The 17,219-nt window shown below is 68.9% G+C and carries 20 protein-coding genes; 6 read left to right on the plus strand and 14 right to left on the minus strand.

Annotation, left to right across the window (positions count from 1 at the left end; all coding sequences use genetic code 11):
- The first annotated feature begins 40 nt into the window (after window positions 1–40).
- Entirely contained in the window at window positions 41–343 is a 303-nt protein-coding gene (locus BLQ91_RS22970; protein ID WP_090100002.1) for an ArsC/Spx/MgsR family protein, read from the plus strand.
- Here the strand turns inward: BLQ91_RS22970 and BLQ91_RS22975 are convergent.
- The 4 genes from BLQ91_RS22975 to BLQ91_RS41560 all read right to left on the minus strand — a co-directional run bounded on the left by BLQ91_RS22975 (window position 340) and on the right by BLQ91_RS41560 (window position 2,644).
- Window positions 340–954, minus strand: a complete 615-nt coding sequence (locus BLQ91_RS22975; RefSeq protein WP_281199641.1) for a MarC family protein — start codon at window positions 952–954, stop codon at window positions 340–342. The two genes, BLQ91_RS22970 and BLQ91_RS22975, sit on opposite strands and share 4 nt — an antisense overlap.
- 11 nt (window positions 955–965) lie before the next feature.
- Complete coding sequence (locus BLQ91_RS22980; RefSeq protein WP_425412519.1) at window positions 966–1,823, minus strand: PHP domain-containing protein; 858 nt, start codon at window positions 1,821–1,823, stop codon at window positions 966–968.
- 36 nt (window positions 1,824–1,859) lie between these two features.
- A complete protein-coding gene (locus tag BLQ91_RS22985; protein ID WP_090099669.1) occupies window positions 1,860–2,420 on the minus strand; it encodes a PH domain-containing protein in 561 nt (186 codons plus the stop codon).
- Between the two features lie 65 nt (window positions 2,421–2,485).
- Window positions 2,486–2,644, minus strand: a complete 159-nt coding sequence (locus BLQ91_RS41560) for a hypothetical protein (RefSeq protein ID WP_170067890.1) — start codon at window positions 2,642–2,644, stop codon at window positions 2,486–2,488.
- A gap of 140 nt (window positions 2,645–2,784) precedes the next feature.
- Between BLQ91_RS41560 and BLQ91_RS22990 the strand changes: the two genes are divergently transcribed.
- The gene (locus tag BLQ91_RS22990; RefSeq protein WP_090100003.1) at window positions 2,785–3,198 is read left to right on the plus strand and encodes an NUDIX hydrolase; all 414 of its coding nucleotides are present in this window, start codon (window positions 2,785–2,787) and stop codon (window positions 3,196–3,198) included.
- Window positions 3,199–3,227: 29 nt separating this feature from the next.
- Here BLQ91_RS22990 and BLQ91_RS22995 read toward each other — a convergent pair whose 3' ends face one another.
- Both BLQ91_RS22995 and BLQ91_RS23000 read right to left on the minus strand, forming a co-directional pair.
- Window positions 3,228–4,223 (minus strand): DUF2332 domain-containing protein, encoded by a 996-nt coding sequence (locus tag BLQ91_RS22995; protein ID WP_090099671.1) that lies wholly within the window; start codon window positions 4,221–4,223, stop codon window positions 3,228–3,230.
- A 1-nt stretch (window position 4,224) separates the two neighbouring features.
- On the minus strand, window positions 4,225–4,728 hold the full coding sequence (locus BLQ91_RS23000; RefSeq protein WP_090099673.1) for a MaoC family dehydratase: 504 nt from the start codon (window positions 4,726–4,728) through the stop codon (window positions 4,225–4,227).
- Between the two features lie 288 nt (window positions 4,729–5,016).
- On the opposite strand from BLQ91_RS23000, the gene corA reads away from it, so the two are divergent.
- Complete coding sequence (gene corA, locus BLQ91_RS23005; RefSeq protein ID WP_090100005.1) at window positions 5,017–6,096, plus strand: magnesium/cobalt transporter CorA; 1,080 nt, start codon at window positions 5,017–5,019, stop codon at window positions 6,094–6,096.
- A 139-nt stretch (window positions 6,097–6,235) separates the two neighbouring features.
- Window positions 6,236–6,613 (plus strand): hypothetical protein, encoded by a 378-nt coding sequence (locus BLQ91_RS23010; RefSeq protein ID WP_090099675.1) that lies wholly within the window; start codon window positions 6,236–6,238, stop codon window positions 6,611–6,613.
- Here BLQ91_RS23010 and BLQ91_RS23015 read toward each other — a convergent pair.
- Complete coding sequence (locus tag BLQ91_RS23015) at window positions 6,597–7,685, minus strand: DUF2332 domain-containing protein (RefSeq protein ID WP_245733755.1); 1,089 nt, start codon at window positions 7,683–7,685, stop codon at window positions 6,597–6,599. The genes BLQ91_RS23010 and BLQ91_RS23015 overlap by 17 nt on opposite strands.
- Before the next feature lie 55 nt (window positions 7,686–7,740).
- Between BLQ91_RS23015 and BLQ91_RS23020 the strand changes: the two genes are divergently transcribed.
- Window positions 7,741–8,412, plus strand: a complete 672-nt coding sequence (locus BLQ91_RS23020; RefSeq protein WP_090099677.1) for a metallophosphoesterase family protein — start codon at window positions 7,741–7,743, stop codon at window positions 8,410–8,412.
- A complete protein-coding gene (locus BLQ91_RS23025; protein WP_090099679.1) occupies window positions 8,402–9,268 on the plus strand; it encodes a ParB N-terminal domain-containing protein in 867 nt (288 codons plus the stop codon). The genes BLQ91_RS23020 and BLQ91_RS23025 overlap by 11 nt, the downstream gene beginning before the upstream one ends.
- 76 nt (window positions 9,269–9,344) lie before the next feature.
- On the opposite strand, the gene BLQ91_RS23030 is transcribed toward BLQ91_RS23025, so the two are convergent.
- The 7 genes from BLQ91_RS23030 to BLQ91_RS23060 all read right to left on the minus strand — a co-directional run bounded on the left by BLQ91_RS23030 (window position 9,345) and on the right by BLQ91_RS23060 (window position 17,068).
- Window positions 9,345–10,337: a hypothetical protein gene (locus BLQ91_RS23030; RefSeq protein WP_090099681.1), complete on the minus strand. Its 993-nt coding sequence runs from the start codon at window positions 10,335–10,337 to the stop codon at window positions 9,345–9,347.
- A gap of 84 nt (window positions 10,338–10,421) precedes the next feature.
- Window positions 10,422–11,462: an SMI1/KNR4 family protein gene (locus tag BLQ91_RS23035; protein ID WP_218130381.1), complete on the minus strand. Its 1,041-nt coding sequence runs from the start codon at window positions 11,460–11,462 to the stop codon at window positions 10,422–10,424.
- A 202-nt stretch (window positions 11,463–11,664) separates the two neighbouring features.
- Window positions 11,665–12,552 carry an SDR family NAD(P)-dependent oxidoreductase gene (locus BLQ91_RS23040; RefSeq protein WP_090099683.1) on the minus strand — a complete coding sequence of 296 codons (888 nt, stop codon included), beginning with the start codon at window positions 12,550–12,552 and terminating at the stop codon, window positions 11,665–11,667.
- Between the two features lie 271 nt (window positions 12,553–12,823).
- Window positions 12,824–14,008 (minus strand): ABC transporter ATP-binding protein, encoded by a 1,185-nt coding sequence (locus BLQ91_RS23045; RefSeq protein WP_090099685.1) that lies wholly within the window; start codon window positions 14,006–14,008, stop codon window positions 12,824–12,826.
- 8 nt (window positions 14,009–14,016) lie between these two features.
- A complete protein-coding gene (locus BLQ91_RS23050; protein WP_090099687.1) occupies window positions 14,017–14,862 on the minus strand; it encodes a carbohydrate ABC transporter permease in 846 nt (281 codons plus the stop codon).
- Complete coding sequence (locus BLQ91_RS23055) at window positions 14,862–15,818, minus strand: carbohydrate ABC transporter permease (RefSeq protein ID WP_090099689.1); 957 nt, start codon at window positions 15,816–15,818, stop codon at window positions 14,862–14,864. The genes BLQ91_RS23050 and BLQ91_RS23055 overlap by 1 nt, the downstream gene beginning before the upstream one ends.
- Window positions 15,815–17,068: an ABC transporter substrate-binding protein gene (locus BLQ91_RS23060; RefSeq protein WP_090099691.1), complete on the minus strand. Its 1,254-nt coding sequence runs from the start codon at window positions 17,066–17,068 to the stop codon at window positions 15,815–15,817. The genes BLQ91_RS23055 and BLQ91_RS23060 overlap by 4 nt, the downstream gene beginning before the upstream one ends.
- Between the last annotated feature and the right edge of the window lie 151 nt (window positions 17,069–17,219).

A 17,219-nucleotide genomic window follows, 5' to 3' on the forward strand; every position in this document is an offset into this window, starting at 1 on the left:
CGACCAAGCTACTCAGCACCCCTGACAGAAGATGAACCGCATGGAGATCTGGCACAACCCGCGCTGCTCCAAGAGCCGCGCCGCCAAGCAACGCCTCGACGACGAGGGCGTCGAGTACACCGAACGCCGCTACCTCGACGACACCCCCACCGCCGCGGAGCTCGACGAGGTCCTCACCAAGCTCGGCAAGCAGCCCTGGGAGATCGCGCGCACCGGGGAAGCCGCCTACCCCGCGACCCTCGAGCACGACCGCGCGAAGTGGATCGCGCACATGGTCGCCAACCCGAGCCTGATCGAACGCCCGATCGTCATCGACGGCGACAAGGCCCGCATCGAGCGCTAGACACCCGAAGTGATGAAGCCCTGCACCGACGACGCGACGAGCTGCACGGCGATCGCGGCCAGCAGCAGACCGGCGATCTTGGCCATCAGCAGGATGCCGCTCTCCTTGAACACCTTGATCAGCAGGCCGGCGGACCGCAGCGTCCCCAGCAGCACGAGGTGCACGGCCACGATCGCCGCGGCCAGCGCGAGGTAGGAGCCCCAGGCGCCGTCGGCCTGCCGCACGAACACGATCGTCGCGGCGATGGCGCCCGGTCCGGCCAGCAACGGCGTGCCCAGCGGCACCAGGGCGATGTTGACGTCCTCGACCTCGGGGTGATTCGTCGCGCCCTTGCCGGTCAGCAGGTCGAGGGCGATCAGCAGCAACAGCAACCCGCCCGCGCCCTGCAGGGCGGGGATGCCGATGTGCATGTACGCGAGGATCGAGTTGCCCGCGACCGCGAACAGCGTGATCACCAGGAACGACACCAGCACGCCCTGCCGCGCCGCCCTCTTCCGCGCGTCGCGCGACTTGCGGCCGACCAGCCCGAGGAACACCGGAACGGTGCCGGGCGGGTCCATGATCACCAGCAGCGTGATCGAGGCCTCGACGAACAGCCGCAGGTTGAACACTCCGACACCGCCTATCCGACGAGGATCTTGCTGCCTGTCGCCCGCGCCGCCAGAGCGTCCAGCATCTCCGGCGCCGTCGTCTCCGCGCCGAGCCGCACCGTCTTGTTCGTGCCGTGGTAGTCACTCGACCCGGTGACGACCAGCCCGAGCTCGTCGGCCAGCAGCCGCAACGACCGGCGCGTCTCGGGGTCGTGGTCCGGGTGGTCGACCTCGACGCCCGCCAGACCGGCCTCGGCCAGCGACCGCACGACGGCGGGCGCCACGACGGGGCCGCGGGAGTGGGCGAACGGGTGGGCGAGCACGGTGACGCCGCCCGCCTCGGTGATCATCTCGATGGCGCGTTCGACGGGAGTGTCCGTGCGGCCCACGTAGTACTGGCCGCCGGTCAGGAACGTCGCGAAGGCCTCGTCGACGGACGAGACGACCCCGGCGCGGATCAGCGCCTGGGCGAGGTGGGGGCGACCGGCCGGCGCGTCGAAGGGCAGCCGGGACATGAGGTCGACCGGGTCGATCGGGAAGCCGTCGGCCTGCATCATCTCGGCCATCTTCTGCAGCCGGGAGCGCCGTTCCTCGCGCAGCCGCGACTGCTCCTTCATCAGCATGGCGTGCGTCGGGTCGTAGAGGTACGCCAGCAGATGAACGGTGATGGTGCGGCCGTAGCCGTCAGCCGAGGAGCACGACAGCTCCGCGCCGCGGACGAGCCGCAGGCCGGGAGGCAGCGCGGCCGCGGCCTCGGCCCACCCGGCCGCCGTGTCGTGGTCGGTGATCGCCACCGCGTCGAGCCCGGCTTGCGCCGCAGCCCTCACCAGTTCGGCAGGGCTGTCGGTGCCGTCGGACTCGGACGAATGGGTGTGCAGATCGATGACCACGTCGTCCAGTGTGGACGACGTGGTGCACGACCGGTGTTACGGGACCATCTTCTTCCCGCGCGCGGCGCGCTGGGCCTTGATCATCGAGAACCGCTCGGCCTGGGCCTTCTTGTCGCCGAAGGTCAGCTCCGAGATGGCGTCGTAGACCTCTTCGGGGTTCGGCAGGAACTCCAGGCGGTTCAGCGCCTGGATCTGACCTGCGGACTCCACGATGAGCGTGCCGTAGCCGAGCATGCGCCCGCCCACGGTCCGCTCGTAGGTGAGGTCGGTGACCTTGGTGACGGGCATCATCGCGACCTTGGTCTCGAAGACGCCCGACGTCAGCATGAAGCGCTTGTCGGTGACGACGATGCGCTCCACCCACCACTCGATGATGAAGTACGCGACCCGCAGCAGCACGAGGAGCGCCCCGTACCAGAGCACGTTCTGCAGCACCGCGGCGTCCGCCGGGAGCAGGTACGAGATCATCATGAAGCCGGCGAGCAGCGCCGCCGCCTCCAGGACGTCCCAGATCAGGTAGGACCAGTGCCTGCGCACACGGATGACCCGACGCTCGCTCGGCAGGAGGTAGTCGTCCGGATCACGTGGTGCGAACATGCGCTACCAGCCCTTTCCTGGTGCCAGCCAGTGCCCTGTCCCTGCCCCGGTTCAGCCGTCGGGGACTAGAACAATTGTCGCACGAAGGTGATCAGGGCCTCAGCCGCAGTCCGGAGCGAGTTGAGGATGTTCTGCACCAGTTGGGCCGCCTGCTGGGGCTCTGCGATGAGGAAGAAGAGCAGCAAGGCGATTCCAGCGAAAGTGAGAATTTTCTTCAAGTTCACGGTGTCCACCCCGTCCGCGTCGCACCCGTTTGGCGCCGTTCGTGACCGTTGTACAGCACCACTCGGCACCTTGGGAGATTTGTACCGCAGCCGGGGTAGCGGACAGCACCACCATTCCGGTGTGACTACGCTTCGTGATCGTGACGCCCAGCAGCAACCGCGCCATCCGTTGCGTCGGAGCCATCGCACATGACTCGAATGGGCGCCTGCTGCTCGTACGACGCCTCAATCCTCCTGGTGAGGGCATGTGGTCGATACCGGGTGGTCGCGTGGAGGCCGGCGAGACGGATGAGGCTGCCGTGACCAGGGAAGTGCTCGAGGAGACCGGCCTCGTCGTCACTGTCAGTCGCTTGGTCGGCTGCGTGGAGCGACCGGCCCCGAACGGGGTTTTCGCGATCTTCGACTACGAATGCCAGGTCACGTCGGGTGTGCTCCGAGCGGGCGACGACGCGTCGGATGTCGCTTGGGTCGACAGTGCGACCTTGGCCACACTTCCGACCGCCGACGGCCTCGTGGAAGCGCTCTCCGGCTGGAACTGCCTGCCCAGGGCCTGATCACGGTTCACGCGATCGGGGATGGACGTTCACCGCCAAACGAGACGCTGCCCGTGGGCCTCGGTCGTCGCCAGCGTGGTGCTCGAGACCTCACCATCACCGAAATGGAGCAACCGCAGCTCACCGGCCTCGTGGGCGGCCCACCAGACAGGTCGTCCCAAAGCCGACAAAGCAGGCACGAGGTCGAGCCCGGACCCGCTCGAGAGGACGACGAGCGGAGCGTCGATCGGCTCCACGGCCTTCGCCAGGTCGGCGACCGGGTCACCGGCGACGAGCCGCGGCGGGTTCTTGCGCAGCACCCCGCACGCCACGCCGAACAGGCGCAGCCGCTCCGGCTGGTCCGCCCACACGCACGCCTCGAGCCACGCGTAGGCGTCCTCGTCGGTCAGGTCGGCGGGTGCGACGCCGATGCCCGCCTTCGCGGCCACCTTCACCGTCTTGGGCAGCTTCGGCAGCACCGCGCCCGGCGCGAGCTCCAGCGCGCAGTGCAGGCCCAGCGCGGCCTTGGCGGGCCCGGCGACCACCTGGCCGGCCTCGGCGGTCTGGTAGCGGTACGAGTACTGGTCGAGCCCGAGCAGCAAGCCGGCCGTCGTCGCGACCTCCACGAGCCCGATCGGCCCGCCCGCCTGCTTCGCCGCGGTGGCCACGGCCGGGTAGAGCAGCGCCGCGCGCCGCACCTCGTTGGTCTGGATCACCTGCGAGCTCACGAGCGCTCTCACGCGATCGCCGCGTTCGAGGAGGAAGTCCCGGAACAACGGCCAAGTGCTCTCGTCCGCGCCGTAGGTCCCGCCGAGCGACGGGTAGTAGTTCGAGAGCCGGTGGAACGGCTCCGCCTGCACGAGCCGGTGCGCCGCCGCCAGCAGGAGCTCGCCCGTGGCGTTGTCCTCGCTGGCGGCGGTCAGCAGTCCGGCGACCTCCGGATCGGCGGCGGCACACGACGCGAGGTGCTCGTAGAGCGGCGAGATCGCCGCGGCCTCCTCCGCGAACTCACGCAGACGACGCTGTGCCAGATCCAGAGAAGTCACTTCACTCCTTGGGTTCAGGGCGTCCCGGCTGCTCGCCACCGCGGGCCTCGCCGTAGGACTGCTTCGGCACCATGACCTTGCGCCTGAAGATGCACACGACCGTGCCGTCCTGCTTGTAACCGCGAGTCTCCACGTAGACCACGCCCCTGTCGTCCTTCGACTTGGACGGCGTCTTGTCGAGCACCTCGGTCTCACCGTAGATCGTGTCGCCGTGGAACGTCGGCTTCACGTGCCGCAGCGACTCGATCTCGAGGTTGGCGATCGCCTTGCCGGAGACGTCGGGCACGGACATGCCCAGCAGCAACGAGTAGATGTAGTTGCCCACGACGACGTTCTTGCCGAAGTCCGTCGTGTTCTCCGCGTAGTTCACGTCCATGTGGAGCGGGTGGTGATTCATCGTGAGCAGGCAGAACAGGTGGTCGTCGTACTCCGTCACCGTCTTGCCGGGCCAGTGCTTGTAGACCGCGCCGACCTCGAACTCCTCGTAGTACCGACCGAACTGCACCGCGCCTCCAACTACGTGTGATCGAGATCTGTCCCGGGTGGGGAGACAGTCTTCACACGGAGGGAGTACCCTCGGCAACCGGTGTGTGAGGATTTCCACCACCCGTGCCCTTCGCCCCGAGGAGGTGAGGACCCCTAAATGAGCAAGGACCCCCACCCTGCCAGTACCGAGCGCGTCCTCACCGAGGTGGCTTTCTAGCTCCGTCTAGAACGTTCCAGTTCCACCGGGTCAGGACGCCCGTCGTGCTTTCGCACTTCATGCCGACGTGTGTACCTGGAGGAACTCAGCATGCCCAGCCTGCCCTCGATCCGCGGACGAGGTTCCCAGCGCGGCCCCTCGGGTCAAGTCCCGCACGTCCCCGTCCCGCTGTCGCACTACGTCGTCGACTGCGCGGTGTACGTGGACGGCAAGCGGTTGCCCGGCCGCTGGACGCACACGGACGCGGTCAAAGAGGTGCGCAGGCGCAAGGACGGTTTCGTGTGGATCGGCCTGCACGAGCCCGATGCCGAGCAGATCGAGGGCATCGCCGAGACGTTCGGGCTGCACGAGCTCGCGGTCGAGGACGCGGTGCACGCGCACCAGCGCCCGAAGCTCGAGCGGTACGACAACACGCTCTTCATGGTCTTCAAGACCGTCCGCTACGTGACGAACCCCTCGCCCGACACCGCCAACGAGATCGTCGAGTCCGGCGAGATCATGGTGTTCCTGGGCAAGGACTTCGTCATCACCGTGCGGCACGGCAACCACTCCGGGCTGTCCAAGCTGCGCCACGTGCTGGAGGCCGACCCGGAGCGCCTCGAGATCGGCCCGTCCGCGGTGATGCACGCGATCGCCGACCAGGTGGTCGACAACTACCTCGAGGTCACCGACCACGTCGAGGACGACATCGACCGCATGGAGGAACGGGTCTTCGCGCCGCGCACCGAGGTGAGCGCGGAGCAGATCTACATGTTCAAGCGCGAGGTCGTGGAGCTGCGCCGCGCGGTCATGCCGCTCGCGAACCCGTTGCGCCGCCTGGCGGAGGGCTACACGCCGCTCATCCCGGAGCAGGTGCGGGCGTTCTTCCGCGACGTCGACGACCACCTCACCGAGGTCGCCGAGCGCGTGACGGCGTTCGACGAGCTGCTGACCACGCTGGTCGACGCGACGCTCGCGAAGATCACGCTGCAGCAGAACACCGACATGCGCAAGATCACCTCGTGGGTCGCGATCATCTCCGTGCCCACCATGGTCGTCGGTGTGTACGGCATGAACTTCGACTACATGCCCGAGCTGAAGTGGAAGTTCGGGTACCCGCTGATCATGACGCTCGTCCTCGTCGCCTGCCTCACCCTCTACCGAATACTGCGCCGGAATCGCTGGCTCTAGTCCCGGTTTCGCCCGCTTTCGCCTTGGTAGAAGAGGTTCGTCATGACCAGACTGCTCACCAACATCCGCTTCTGGGTCCTCGCCTTCCTGCTCTGCTGGATCACCACCGTGTTCGTCCTCATCAGCGGGACGCCCTGACGTGCACCGCCGGCTGACCAACCTGCGGTTCTGGATCATGGTGTTCGCCGTGGGCTGGCTGCTGATGGTCTTCGTGTTCATCGCCTTCTGGCCCGAGCCCGGCGAGGAGTCACCGGACGAGCTGGCCGCGCAGGTGACGAACGCCTTGCGGGCGCACGACTTCCACCGGCTGGAGCCGCTGCTCGCGGTCGGCGGCGAGGACGTCGCGAAGTCCACGGTCGAGTACTTCCGGACGGCACGGGTGGAGCGCGGCACCTACCGCGACGGCGCCGTCGTCGTCGAGTACACGCACGCCGGCACCCGCGCCGAGTTCCGGCTGCCCGTCGAGATGCAGGACGGCCGCTACGTGGTGAACCCGGTCCTCACTCCCAAGGGGTGACGTCCCAGGTGAACGGCGTGCCGTGGCCCTCGCCGCGGCCGAGGTTCAGCGAGATCCCCGCCGGCCACAGCTTGAGCAGCAGCTCGAACCGGTAGTCCCCGTCCGTCCTGCGCGGTTCGAACACCAGCAGCGCCAACGGCGTCGTGGGTGTCGCCCTCGCGGCCGCGTCAGCCAGCACGGCCCTGCCCATCGCCCGGTCGGCCGGTGAGACGTACTGCCACACCACCGAATGCCACACGACCGTGAGCACGTCCCGTTCGGTGCGCGCGAGCTGTTTCGCGAGCCACTCCGGCCCCGCCGAGCGCTCGACGCGGACCGGGTCGGCGGCGGCGAGGGCGAGCGCGTCGCGCAGCCGGTTCCACCGCTGCGGCTGGTCCGCCCAGACGAACGAGCTCAGGTGCAGCCGTCCGTCCTCAGTGGACACGTCGACCGGGTGGAGGTCGCAGCCCGCCCTGCCGACGACGCGCAGCCGGTGGCCGAGGTCGGCGGGTGGCCTGCCGGTCCACTCCGGGTCGAGGACGAGCGGGCTGTCCGGGTCGCCGAGCACCCGGTCCTCGAGCCGGTAGCCGACGTGGTGCGGGCGCAGGTTCAGCCCGCCGCTCGCGCCGACCTCCAGCAGCCGCACGCAGAACGGCACGTGCCGGCCCGCGGCCTTCGCGGCCTCCTGCGCGGCGACCAGCAGGCCGCCGTAGAGAGGCGCGCTGCGGCCCGGTTCGTTGGTCTGCACGACGGTGGCCTGCACCCGGTACCGGAGCAGGTCGGTGTGCTCGGTGAGGGCGGGCAGCGCGTCCTGCCACAGCGTCGGCAGGTGGGGCCGGCCGCCGACGGACGGGTAGTGCTTCGCGAGGCCGGGCGCACGCCCTTCGAGCACCAGCCGGTGGACGGCGCCCGCGAACCGCAGCCCGGGCACGGCGCCCTCCCGGTCGCGTTCGGAGCCCGCCATGACGCGGGCCGTGACGCCGCCCTGCCGGAGGTCATCCGCGGCGTCGGTGAGGAGTCGCTGGGTCAGCGGACTGCGGTCGCGGCATCCGTGAGCGGCCGCGGCGAACAGCTCGGCAAGCACCCCGTTCACGCTAGTGGCAGCTCCCCCGCCCGTCATGTGGGGAAAGCTTGATTACGCTGGACGAATGGTTCGGGTTCTGGCTGTCGCGGACGAGGTGGTCGAACACCTGTGGACCGACCAGGTGCGCCAGCACGGCGGCGTGGACCTGGTCCTCGCGGCGGGCGACCTGCCGTTCGACTACCTGGAACACCTGGCCAACGCCCTGGACAGACCGCTCGTGTTCGTCCCCGGCAACCACGACGCCGACCTGTCCGGCTACTCGAACGTGCGCGGCCTGTGGACCAAGGCCGGCCTGCCGGTGCGCTGGCCAGGTCCAGCCGGTGCGGTGAACGCGGACGAACGCGTGGTCGACGTCGCCGGGCTGCGCATCGCCGGTCTCGGTGGTTCGATCCGCTACAACAAGGGCCCGAACCAGTGGACGGAACGGCAGCAGGCCCGCCGCGCCCGCCGGGTGACCCGGCTGGCCGGGTGGCGCAGGCTGCGGGACGGACGTGGCGTGGACGTGCTGCTGACCCACTCACCCCCGCGCGGCTGCGGTGACGAACCCGACGCTCCGCACCTCGGCTTCGAGTGCTTCCGGGGGCTCGTCTCGCGACTCCAGCCGTCGTTCATGCTGCACGGCCACATCCACCCGCACGGCGTGCCACGCCCAGACCGCGAACTGGGCGCCACCCGCGTGGTCAACGTCGTTCCGCAGAAGGTCCTGGACGTCCCGGGAGGTCGCGATGAGGCGTGACACAGGTTTCCCCGCGGCCGACGCCGAGAACGACTTCCAGCGGGCCCGCCGCCGCCAGGTGATGTCCCGCCTGGCGGCCTGGCTGCGCAGGGAACCGGACGACGTCAACATCATGCTGCCGTTCCACGAGGTGGTCGACGCCCTCGGCATGGCGTCGGAGAAGCGCCTGGGCCTCCAGTCGATCCGCCTGGACTCGATCGTCGGCAGCGTCGACCGCACCCGCGACTTCGACCGCCGCTTCCGCCCCACCTCGGGCCGCGTCCGGGAACGCTGGCAACGCCTGGCCCTCGCCGCCCGCAGGGGTGAGAACGTCCCGCCGATCGAGGTCTACCGCATCGGCGAACTGCACTTCATCGTCGACGGCCACCACCGCGTCTCGGTCGCACACGCCCTGGGACTGACGGTGATCGACGCCTACGTGACGCAGGTGATCACCCGCCTGAACTCCTCCGGCATCCGCTACCGGGGCGACCTGATCGTGAAGGACTACCGCCGCCTCTTCCTGGACCGGGTCCCCCTGACCGGCGAGGCCCGTGCCGCCGTCGTCCTCTCCGACCCCTGGGACTACGCCGAACTGGGCGAGCACGTCGAGGCATGGGGCTTCCGCCTGATGCAGGACACGGGTGAGCTCCTCGACCGGACCGAGATCGCCCGCCGCTGGTACGCCGACGAGTACAAGCCGGTGGTGGCGATGCTGCGCCAGGCGGACATGGTGGGCGACCGCACGGAGACCGAGGCGTACATGTGGGTGGCTGCGGAGCGCTACCGCCTGATCCGCACGCACCGCTGGGACGCGGACGTCATCAACGCGGTGCGGGAGGAGAGCCAGTCGCACGGCCGCACTACGCGCGGCTGAGCACACTCATCCCCAGTCGCAATCGGCGCTCCTGCGCTGGTACGGGAACCGGCCAACCCGACCGCGCCCACCGCCCTCACCGGGGCACGACCCTCCCCCCGTCGAGCTCGGGCAACGGCCGAGCCTGGTCCAGCACCTCATCGGTGTACTTGTCCAGCAACCGCGTCCCGATCTGCTGCGCGTAGCCGAAGATCACGGCCCACAGCAGCAAAGCAGCGGCAGAGGGGATCCCGATCAGCCCGGACGTGACCCCGGCCCCCAGCGCCAGGATTCCCACCACGGCCAGAGCCGCCCCCAGCATGATCTTGATCAGGGCCTGGTACCCGATCATCACGTAGGGCGACAACGAAGGCCGCCGCCGCAACAGCAGCACCACCGCGGCCAGCACAGCCCCGAAAGACCCCAGCACCTGCACCAGCCACACGTCCACACCTGACGCCTTGGCCGCACCCCCGGGGCACACGGTGGGCAACGCGTTCTCCTTGGGATCAACGCAGAGCGGGATGATCCCCGGTTTCACGATCCCCACCACCCCGAGCACCGTGTTGATCACGAACAGCACCAGGGACGCCGCGATCAGCTTGTTCCGCAACGCCCTCGACCCGGCGTGCGCGAAGTCCGAGTTGTCGTACGCGGCCCGCAGGGCGTCCACCACGATCGCCCGCTCGACCGCCGGCGTGAACTCCCCCGGCCGCAACTCCTCCAGCGCGCGCCGCCGCGGATCGTCGTCGTCCAGGTACTGCGCCACCCGCGCCTGCAACCCCGGCAGCCGCCCCAGGAACCCGCGCTCTGCCGAGATCGTCGCCACCTCGGCCTCGTGCAGCGCGCGCCAGGCCCGTTCGATGTACCACCCGGACCACCACGACGGCACCATGCGCCACCACGGCTCGCGGGAGCCGAGCATCTCCTCGACGACGGCGGCCTGCTCCTCGGCCGTGCGGCGCCACACGTCGCCTTCCGGGTCGACCGGGTCGGGCGGGCCGAGCGCGGCCAGATCCGCGCGGACCCGGTCCAACCGGGACTGCACGACGAGTCGCCAGTCGGTGACCCTGGGTTTGCGTTCGGCCATGCCACGATGGTGGCAGCCGGCACCGACAATATCGGCGGCCATCCGTGTGACGTGCTGAAACGTCACCCGGGGCGGATCACGCCGTCACCTCCGCGGTGCGAAGGCCGCGTAGTCGAGCGGGTCGTCGTACCTGCCGAACCGGCAGAACCCCGGGAGGACCAGCCGCCCCCTGAGCCACTCCAGCAGGGTGTCGGCGAGCGGCCCGTCCAGCGGCGGTCCCTGGTCCGCGTGACGAGGCGCGAAGATCAACGGCCACTCGTCGGGCTCACCCCGGGTGAGCCACCCGAGCTGGTCGCCGTCGATCGAGTCGCCGAACGGGAGGAACCCGCCGGGCTCCGGCCACAGCGGCAGCGGGTGGTACTCGGGGAACTCCGCCCGCAGCTGCCGGTTGCCGTCGAGCGCGCCCCGCGACATGTCCAGCAGCCCGTGCGGGTCGAGCGGCGCCCACACCCGCAGCCAGTCGGCGAAGGTGCCCGACCCGTAGGTCTCCACCAGCGCCACGTAGTCCGCCGGCAGCGAAGTGCCCAGCTCGCCGTACAACCACTCCCACGTGCGCTCACCGAGGACGGGTCGCGCCGGTGGCACGACGAGGTCGCGCAGCGCGGCCAGCCCGGTTCCCCCGGCCAGCGCGCGCTTGCGGCCCGGCGACGAGTCGACGGGGGGCGGCGGCGTCCACGGCCGGGCGTCCGGCAAGAACGCGGTGCGCCGAGCCGAAGCGGGCAGCGGCCCCAGTCCCGGCAACGCCGTCCGCACCGCCTCCTCCAGCAGGCCCGACAACGACGTGCCGTAGTCGTGCCAGCCCGTGTCGTGGCCGAAGCCCACCACCGGCCACCGCGCGGGATCGGCGTCCACCGAGCTGTCCCAGAACAGGTAGCCGCCGCCACGGGTGGCGCCCCACGGCACCAGGTGCGGCGGCGCGTCGGCGACCGACCGCGTCTGCTTGACCCACTCGCCCCAGTCGAAGCGACCGGCCTCGACGCACGGCACGTGCAGCCAGACGAACTCACCGATGTCGAGCGGGCCGTGCTCGGACGCGATCGCCTTGTAGTCGCCCGGCAACGGCCGGCCGAGCCACGACTCGACGGCGTCCCAGTCGACCGGAACGGGCTTCCCGGAGAACTCCACGGCCGCATGATGCCCGACCCGGGGCGGGGTCAGCGCCGCATCCACGCGCTGCAACCCCGATGGACGACCTCGACACCGAGACGCTGCTGCGGTCCACTGCGGTGGACTGTCCGAACGCAACGCCGAACGCGACTGTCCACAACTGACCGACATGATGCGGGATGCGCCGCCCGGGGCACCGGGCGACGCCTGCCCCGCGCGCTCAGGCGGTCTGCGAAGGCTCCACCAGCGCACGCAGCCGGGGAGGCATCCTCTTCTCCAGCCCGTACGGTTCGAGGTGCGCCTGCAGCACGCCCGTGAACGCCCGCTCCACGGAAGCGGTGTCCCAGTTGTCGCTCTCCAGGATCGGCTGCTTGAAGTACGGCTGGCCGACGATGTGCAGCTGCCGGCCGTTGCACCGGACGACCTGCCCGGTGATGCCCTCGGCGCGGTCCGAGAGCAGGAACAGCACCAGCGGCGCCACCTTGCCCGGCGTGCGGTCGGCCGGGATGGCGCGCAGGGAGCGTTCCGACTTCCACACCATCCGCGTGTGCGCGACGGGGCACACGGCGTTGACGCGGATGCCTTCCGGCTCGAGGTCGAGCGCCCACGAGTAGCTCAGCGAGGCCACCGCGCCCTTGGTCGCCGAATAGGTGGCCAGTTTGCGCTGGCCGAACGAGGCACCGGAGGAAATGTTGATGATGGAACCACCGCCGGAAGCGCGCATCGCCCGCATCGCGGCAATTCCGGTGTAGATGACGCCGAGGACGTTCACCTCGACCACGTTCCTGATCGTCTCGGGATCGTCTTCCCAGGGCGCGGTCTCGTAGTTCAGGCCCGCGTTGTTCACCAAACCGTCGACGCGGCCGAATTCGTCGACGCAGAGCTCCACGATCTTGGCGGCCTCGCTGGGATCGGCGACCGTGTGGGTGGAGGCGACCGCGCGGCCGCCGAACTCGCGGATGTGTTCCGCGACCCGTTCTGCCAGGTCACCGTCGTTGTCGTTGACCACCACCGACGCGCCCGCGAGGGCCGCGTGCATGGCGTAGGCCTCACCCAGCCCCCGGCCCGCTCCCGTGATGACGACCGCTTTTCCGTCCAGGATCCCCATTGCACGCTCTCTTTCACTCGGACGGCGGTTTCCCGGAAGCCCCCTGTGGTCCTTGTAGCCGCCTTCGACAAGCGTGCGGACGTTCCGAAGGCCCGAAGCACATGTTTCGACGAGATGTCGCTGCCGAGCGCCCAGTGGTGAGGCGAGTTCGGCAGAGCAGATGACCTCTACTGATCGGCCTTTTGGACCCGAGCCCTTTGTCCTAACCCGATCGAGTGACACGACAAAGGCCGCCTCCCCGCGTGGGAAGGCGGCCTTCAGAAACGAGGATTCACCGTTCCGTGTAAGTCAGGTTCCTGCCGTTGGACGGGTCGAAGAGCTGGATCTTGTCCGCGTCGAACCAGATGTCCGCCGAGGCGCCTTCCACCGCGCCGGACGCCGACGACAGCCGCGTCACCAGCGAGATGCCGTCACCCGGCACGTCGTCCGACCCCGCGTCCGCCGCGAGCTCCTGGAGCTCGGCCGAGGCCGCCTGCTCTCCCGTGAGGTTGAAGTAGGCGTACTTGTCCGAGCCCATCGACTCCAGCACGTCCACCTGGTGCGTGAACTTGCCGCCCGCCGACAGCTTCGCCGGCTCGACCAGCGCCGCGTCCTCGAAGTGCTCCGGGCGGATGCCCAGGATCACCTCGCGGGGCGCGTCGGCGGCCTCGACGAGCTGCCTGATCCGGTCCGTCAGCGTCACGTCGCCGATGATCGACCGCAGCGCGCCGTTCTCCAGCGTCGCCGGCACGAAGTTCATCGACGGGGAGCCGATGAAGCCCGCGACGAACAGGTTCGCCGGCTGGTCGTAGAGGAACTGCGGCGCGCCGATCTGCTGCACGACACCACCGCGCATGACGACGACGCGGTCGCCGAGGGTCATCGCCTCGGTCTGGTCGTGCGTCACGTACACCGTGGTGGTGCCGAGCTGCTTCTGCAGGCGCGACACCGAGGTGCGCATCTGCACGCGGAGCTTGGCGTCCAGGTTGGACAGCGGCTCGTCCATCAGGAACGCCTTGGGGCTGCGCACGATCGCGCGGCCCATCGCCACGCGCTGCCGCTGGCCACCGGACAGGTTGGACGGCTTGCGGTCGAGGTGCTGCGAGAGGTCGAGGATCTCCGCCGCCTCCTTGACCTTCTTCTCGACGGTGGCGTTGTCGACCTTGGCCAGCCGCAACGGGAAGGCCATGTTCTCCTTCACCGTCATGTGCGGGTACAGCGCGTAGGACTGGAACACCATCGCGATGTCGCGGTCCTTGGGCGCCTTCTCGTTGACCCGCTGCCCGCCGATGCGCAGCTCACCGTCGGTGATGTCCTCCAGGCCCGCGATCATGTTGAGCGTGGTGGACTTCCCGCAGCCGGACGGTCCGACCAGGATGATGAACTCGCCGTCGGCGATCTCCAGGTTGACCTCCTGCACGGCCAGCGCGCCGTCGGGGTACCTCTTGGTCACCTTGTCCAGAACGATCTCTGCCATTGGTCAACTCACCCCTTGACGGCGCCGGAGGTCAGGCCGGCGACGATCCGGCGCTGGAAGAACAACACGAAGAGGATGATCGGGATGGTGATGACCACGGCGGCCGCCGCGATCGACCCGGCCGGGTCCTCGAACTGCGAGCTGCCGGTGAAGAACGACAGCGCCACCGGCACGGTCCGCGACTGCTCGGTCGAGGTGAGCGAGATCGCGAACAGGAAGTCGTTCCAGCAGAAGATGAACACGAGGATCGCCGTCGTGAACACACCCGGTGCCGCGAGCGGTGCGATGACCCGCCGGAACGCCTGCCCCGGCGTCGCGCCGTCCATCTTCGCCGCCTTCTCGAGCTCCCAGGGGATCTCGCGGAAGAACGCCGACAGCGTGTAGATCGCGAGCGGCAGCGCGAACGTGATGTACGGCAGGATCAGGCCGGGCCACGTGTCGAACAGGCCGAGCGAGCGCTCGATCTCGAACAGCGGGGACACCAGCGAGACCTGCGGGAACATCGCGATCAGCAGCGAGACGCCCACCAGCAGGTTCTTGCCGGGGAAGTCGAGCCGCGCGATGGCGTAGGCGGCCATCGTGCCGAACACCACGGCGATCGTGGTCGCGATGAGCGCGATGCCGATGGAGTTGATCAACGCCCGCGTGAACTCGGACGTCGAGAAGATGTTCTGGTAGTTCTCGAGACTCCACTCGCGGGGGATGAAGTTGCCGTCCGCCAGCGTCGCCGAGGACTTGAACGACAACGACACGATCCACAGCACCGGCAACAGCGCGTAGATCACCACGACGGCGTTGAGCAGACCCCAGCCGACCTTCTTGCCGGTGGTCTCCGCTCCTCCGATTCCAGCCATCAGCGCTTCCCCCCGTCGTCACTGCCGGGGGCAGCGGTGCCGAAGAGCTTGATGAACACGAACGCGATGATCGCGACCATGATGAAGATCAGCACGGACATGGTCGACCCGATGCCGAGGTTCAAGCCCTTGATGAGGTTGTTGTAGGTCAGCATCGACACCGACGACGTGCCCTGCGAACCCGCGGTAAGCACGAAGAGGTTGTCGAAGATGCGGAACGCGTCGAGCGTGCGGAACAGCAGTGCCACGAGGATCGCCGGCTTCATGATCGGCACGGTGATCTTGATGAACCGCTGCCACCCGCTCGCGCCGTCCATCGCGGCGGCCTTGAGCAGGTCGTCCGGCACCAGTGCCAGGCCCGCCATCAGCAGCAGGGCCATGAACGGCGTGGTCTTCCAGATCTCCGCGAGACCCACGACCATCAGCGCCGGGATCTTCTCGGTCAGCACGGGCTCGCCGCCGAGCGCCTCGGCGAGGTAGCCGGTGCCGGGCGTCCAGGCGAAGCGCCAGGAGAACGCGGCCACGACCGTGACGATGCCGTACGGGATCAGCGTCGTCGTGCGGACGATGCCGCGGCCGACCAACGCGCGGTGCATGATCAGCGCGAGCGACATGCCCAGCACCAGTTCGATCGCGACGGTCACGACCGTGAGCAGCACCGTCACCCACACCGCGTTCCACCAGTACGGGCTGCTGAGCACGGTGACGTAGTTGTCGAACCAGATCCACTCGGTGCGGTCCGGGAACTTGAGGTCGAACCTCTGCATCGACAGCAGCAGCGAGTAGAGGATCGGCCAGCCCGTCACCGCGACCATGGTGAGCGCGGCGGGCGCGCAGAGCAGCCAGCCGAGCTTGCGCTCGGCCTTCTTGCCCTCGCTCAGCGCCTTCTTCCTGGGCGCGACCGGCGCCGGCGAGGCACCGGCGGTCGCGGTGTTCTCCGTCGTCGCATGACTCACGGCAGCACCCCCTTCGAGTCCAGAGCGTCCTGCAGCTCCTTGCGCAGCCTGTCCGCCGTGGCCTGCGGGTCGATGCTCGCGGGCGGCGACAGGATCGTGGAGATGACCGTCGAGACGTTCTGGTAGGCGGGCGTGCGCGGCCGCACACTCGCGTTCTTCAGCGTCTCCTTGATGTCGTCGCGCATCGGGTACGCCTCGGCCATCTCGGGCTCGTCGTAGACGGCCTCGATGGTCGGCGGCACACCGTCCTTGAGCGCGGCGAGCTTCTGGTTCTCCGCGCTGCGCAAGCACAACACCGCGTCGAACGACTCGTCCGGCTTCGTGGTGAAGTTGCTGACGGCGTAGTTGATCCCACCGACGGTGACCTTCGACTGGTCACCGCTCACGGCGGGGTACAGGGCCCACTTGAAGTTCTTCGCGAACTCCGGCTTCTTCTGCGCCGCCGCGTAGACGTACGGCCAGTTGAGCTGGAACGCCGCGCTGCCGCCCTCCATGGCGAGGCGCGCGTTGTCCTCGGCCGCGTTGGAGAACGACGGGTCGATCGCCTTCGACGTGGCGAGCTTCTTCAACGCCGACAACGCTTCCACGGCCTTGTCGTCGACGATGGCCTTGGTGCCGTTCTCGTCGAGGATCGTGCCGCCGTTGGAGTTGACGAGCGTGTTGTACAGCACGACGAGCCCCTCGTACTGCTTGCCCTGCGCGACGATCTGACCGGGCTTCCCTTCCGCCACCAGCGCCTCGGCCATGGAGATCATCTCGTCCCACGTCTTGGGCGGCGTGGGAACCAGGTCTGAGCGGTACCACAGGAGCTGGACGTTGGTGTTGTCCGGAGCCCCGTACAGCTTGCCCTCGTAGGTCGCCGTGTCGAGCGGCGTCTTCAGCGTGCCGGACTCCACCTGCGACTTGACGGAGCCGGTGAACTCCCTGATCCAGCCCGCCTTCGCGAGCTCCGCGGTCCACGTGACGTCCAGCGCGAGGACGTCCATGCTGTCGTCCTCGGCCGCGAGTCTGCGCACCATCTGCTCGCGCTGGCCGTCGGCCTCGCGCGGCAGCTTGTTGTAGACGATGTTGTAACGCCCGCCAGCCTTCGCGTTGCAGCTGTCCACGATGGCCTGGAAGTTCTCCTGCGGGTACTTGTAGACGTTCACGGTGATGCCCTGGTCGCCAGACCCGCACGCCGTGAGGGTTCCTGCCGCGAGCACCGCGGCCCCCACACCGGCCGCGAGTCGATAGCGCCTTGTCGCACCCATCGGCCCTGCCTCCTTCCCGACTGCACGGAGGAGCCAGACCGCAGCGCGCCCGGCACCTCGTCGTGCCACCGTCCGCACCCGGCGGACCGGTCAACCGAACCTAGGCCCGGTGATCAGGAGCCGCAACCAAAGGAAGCAACGATTCAGAACC

The sequence above is a fragment of the Lentzea jiangxiensis genome (genome assembly GCF_900104175.1).
Classification (GTDB): Bacteria; Actinomycetota; Actinomycetes; order Mycobacteriales; family Pseudonocardiaceae; genus Lentzea; species Lentzea jiangxiensis.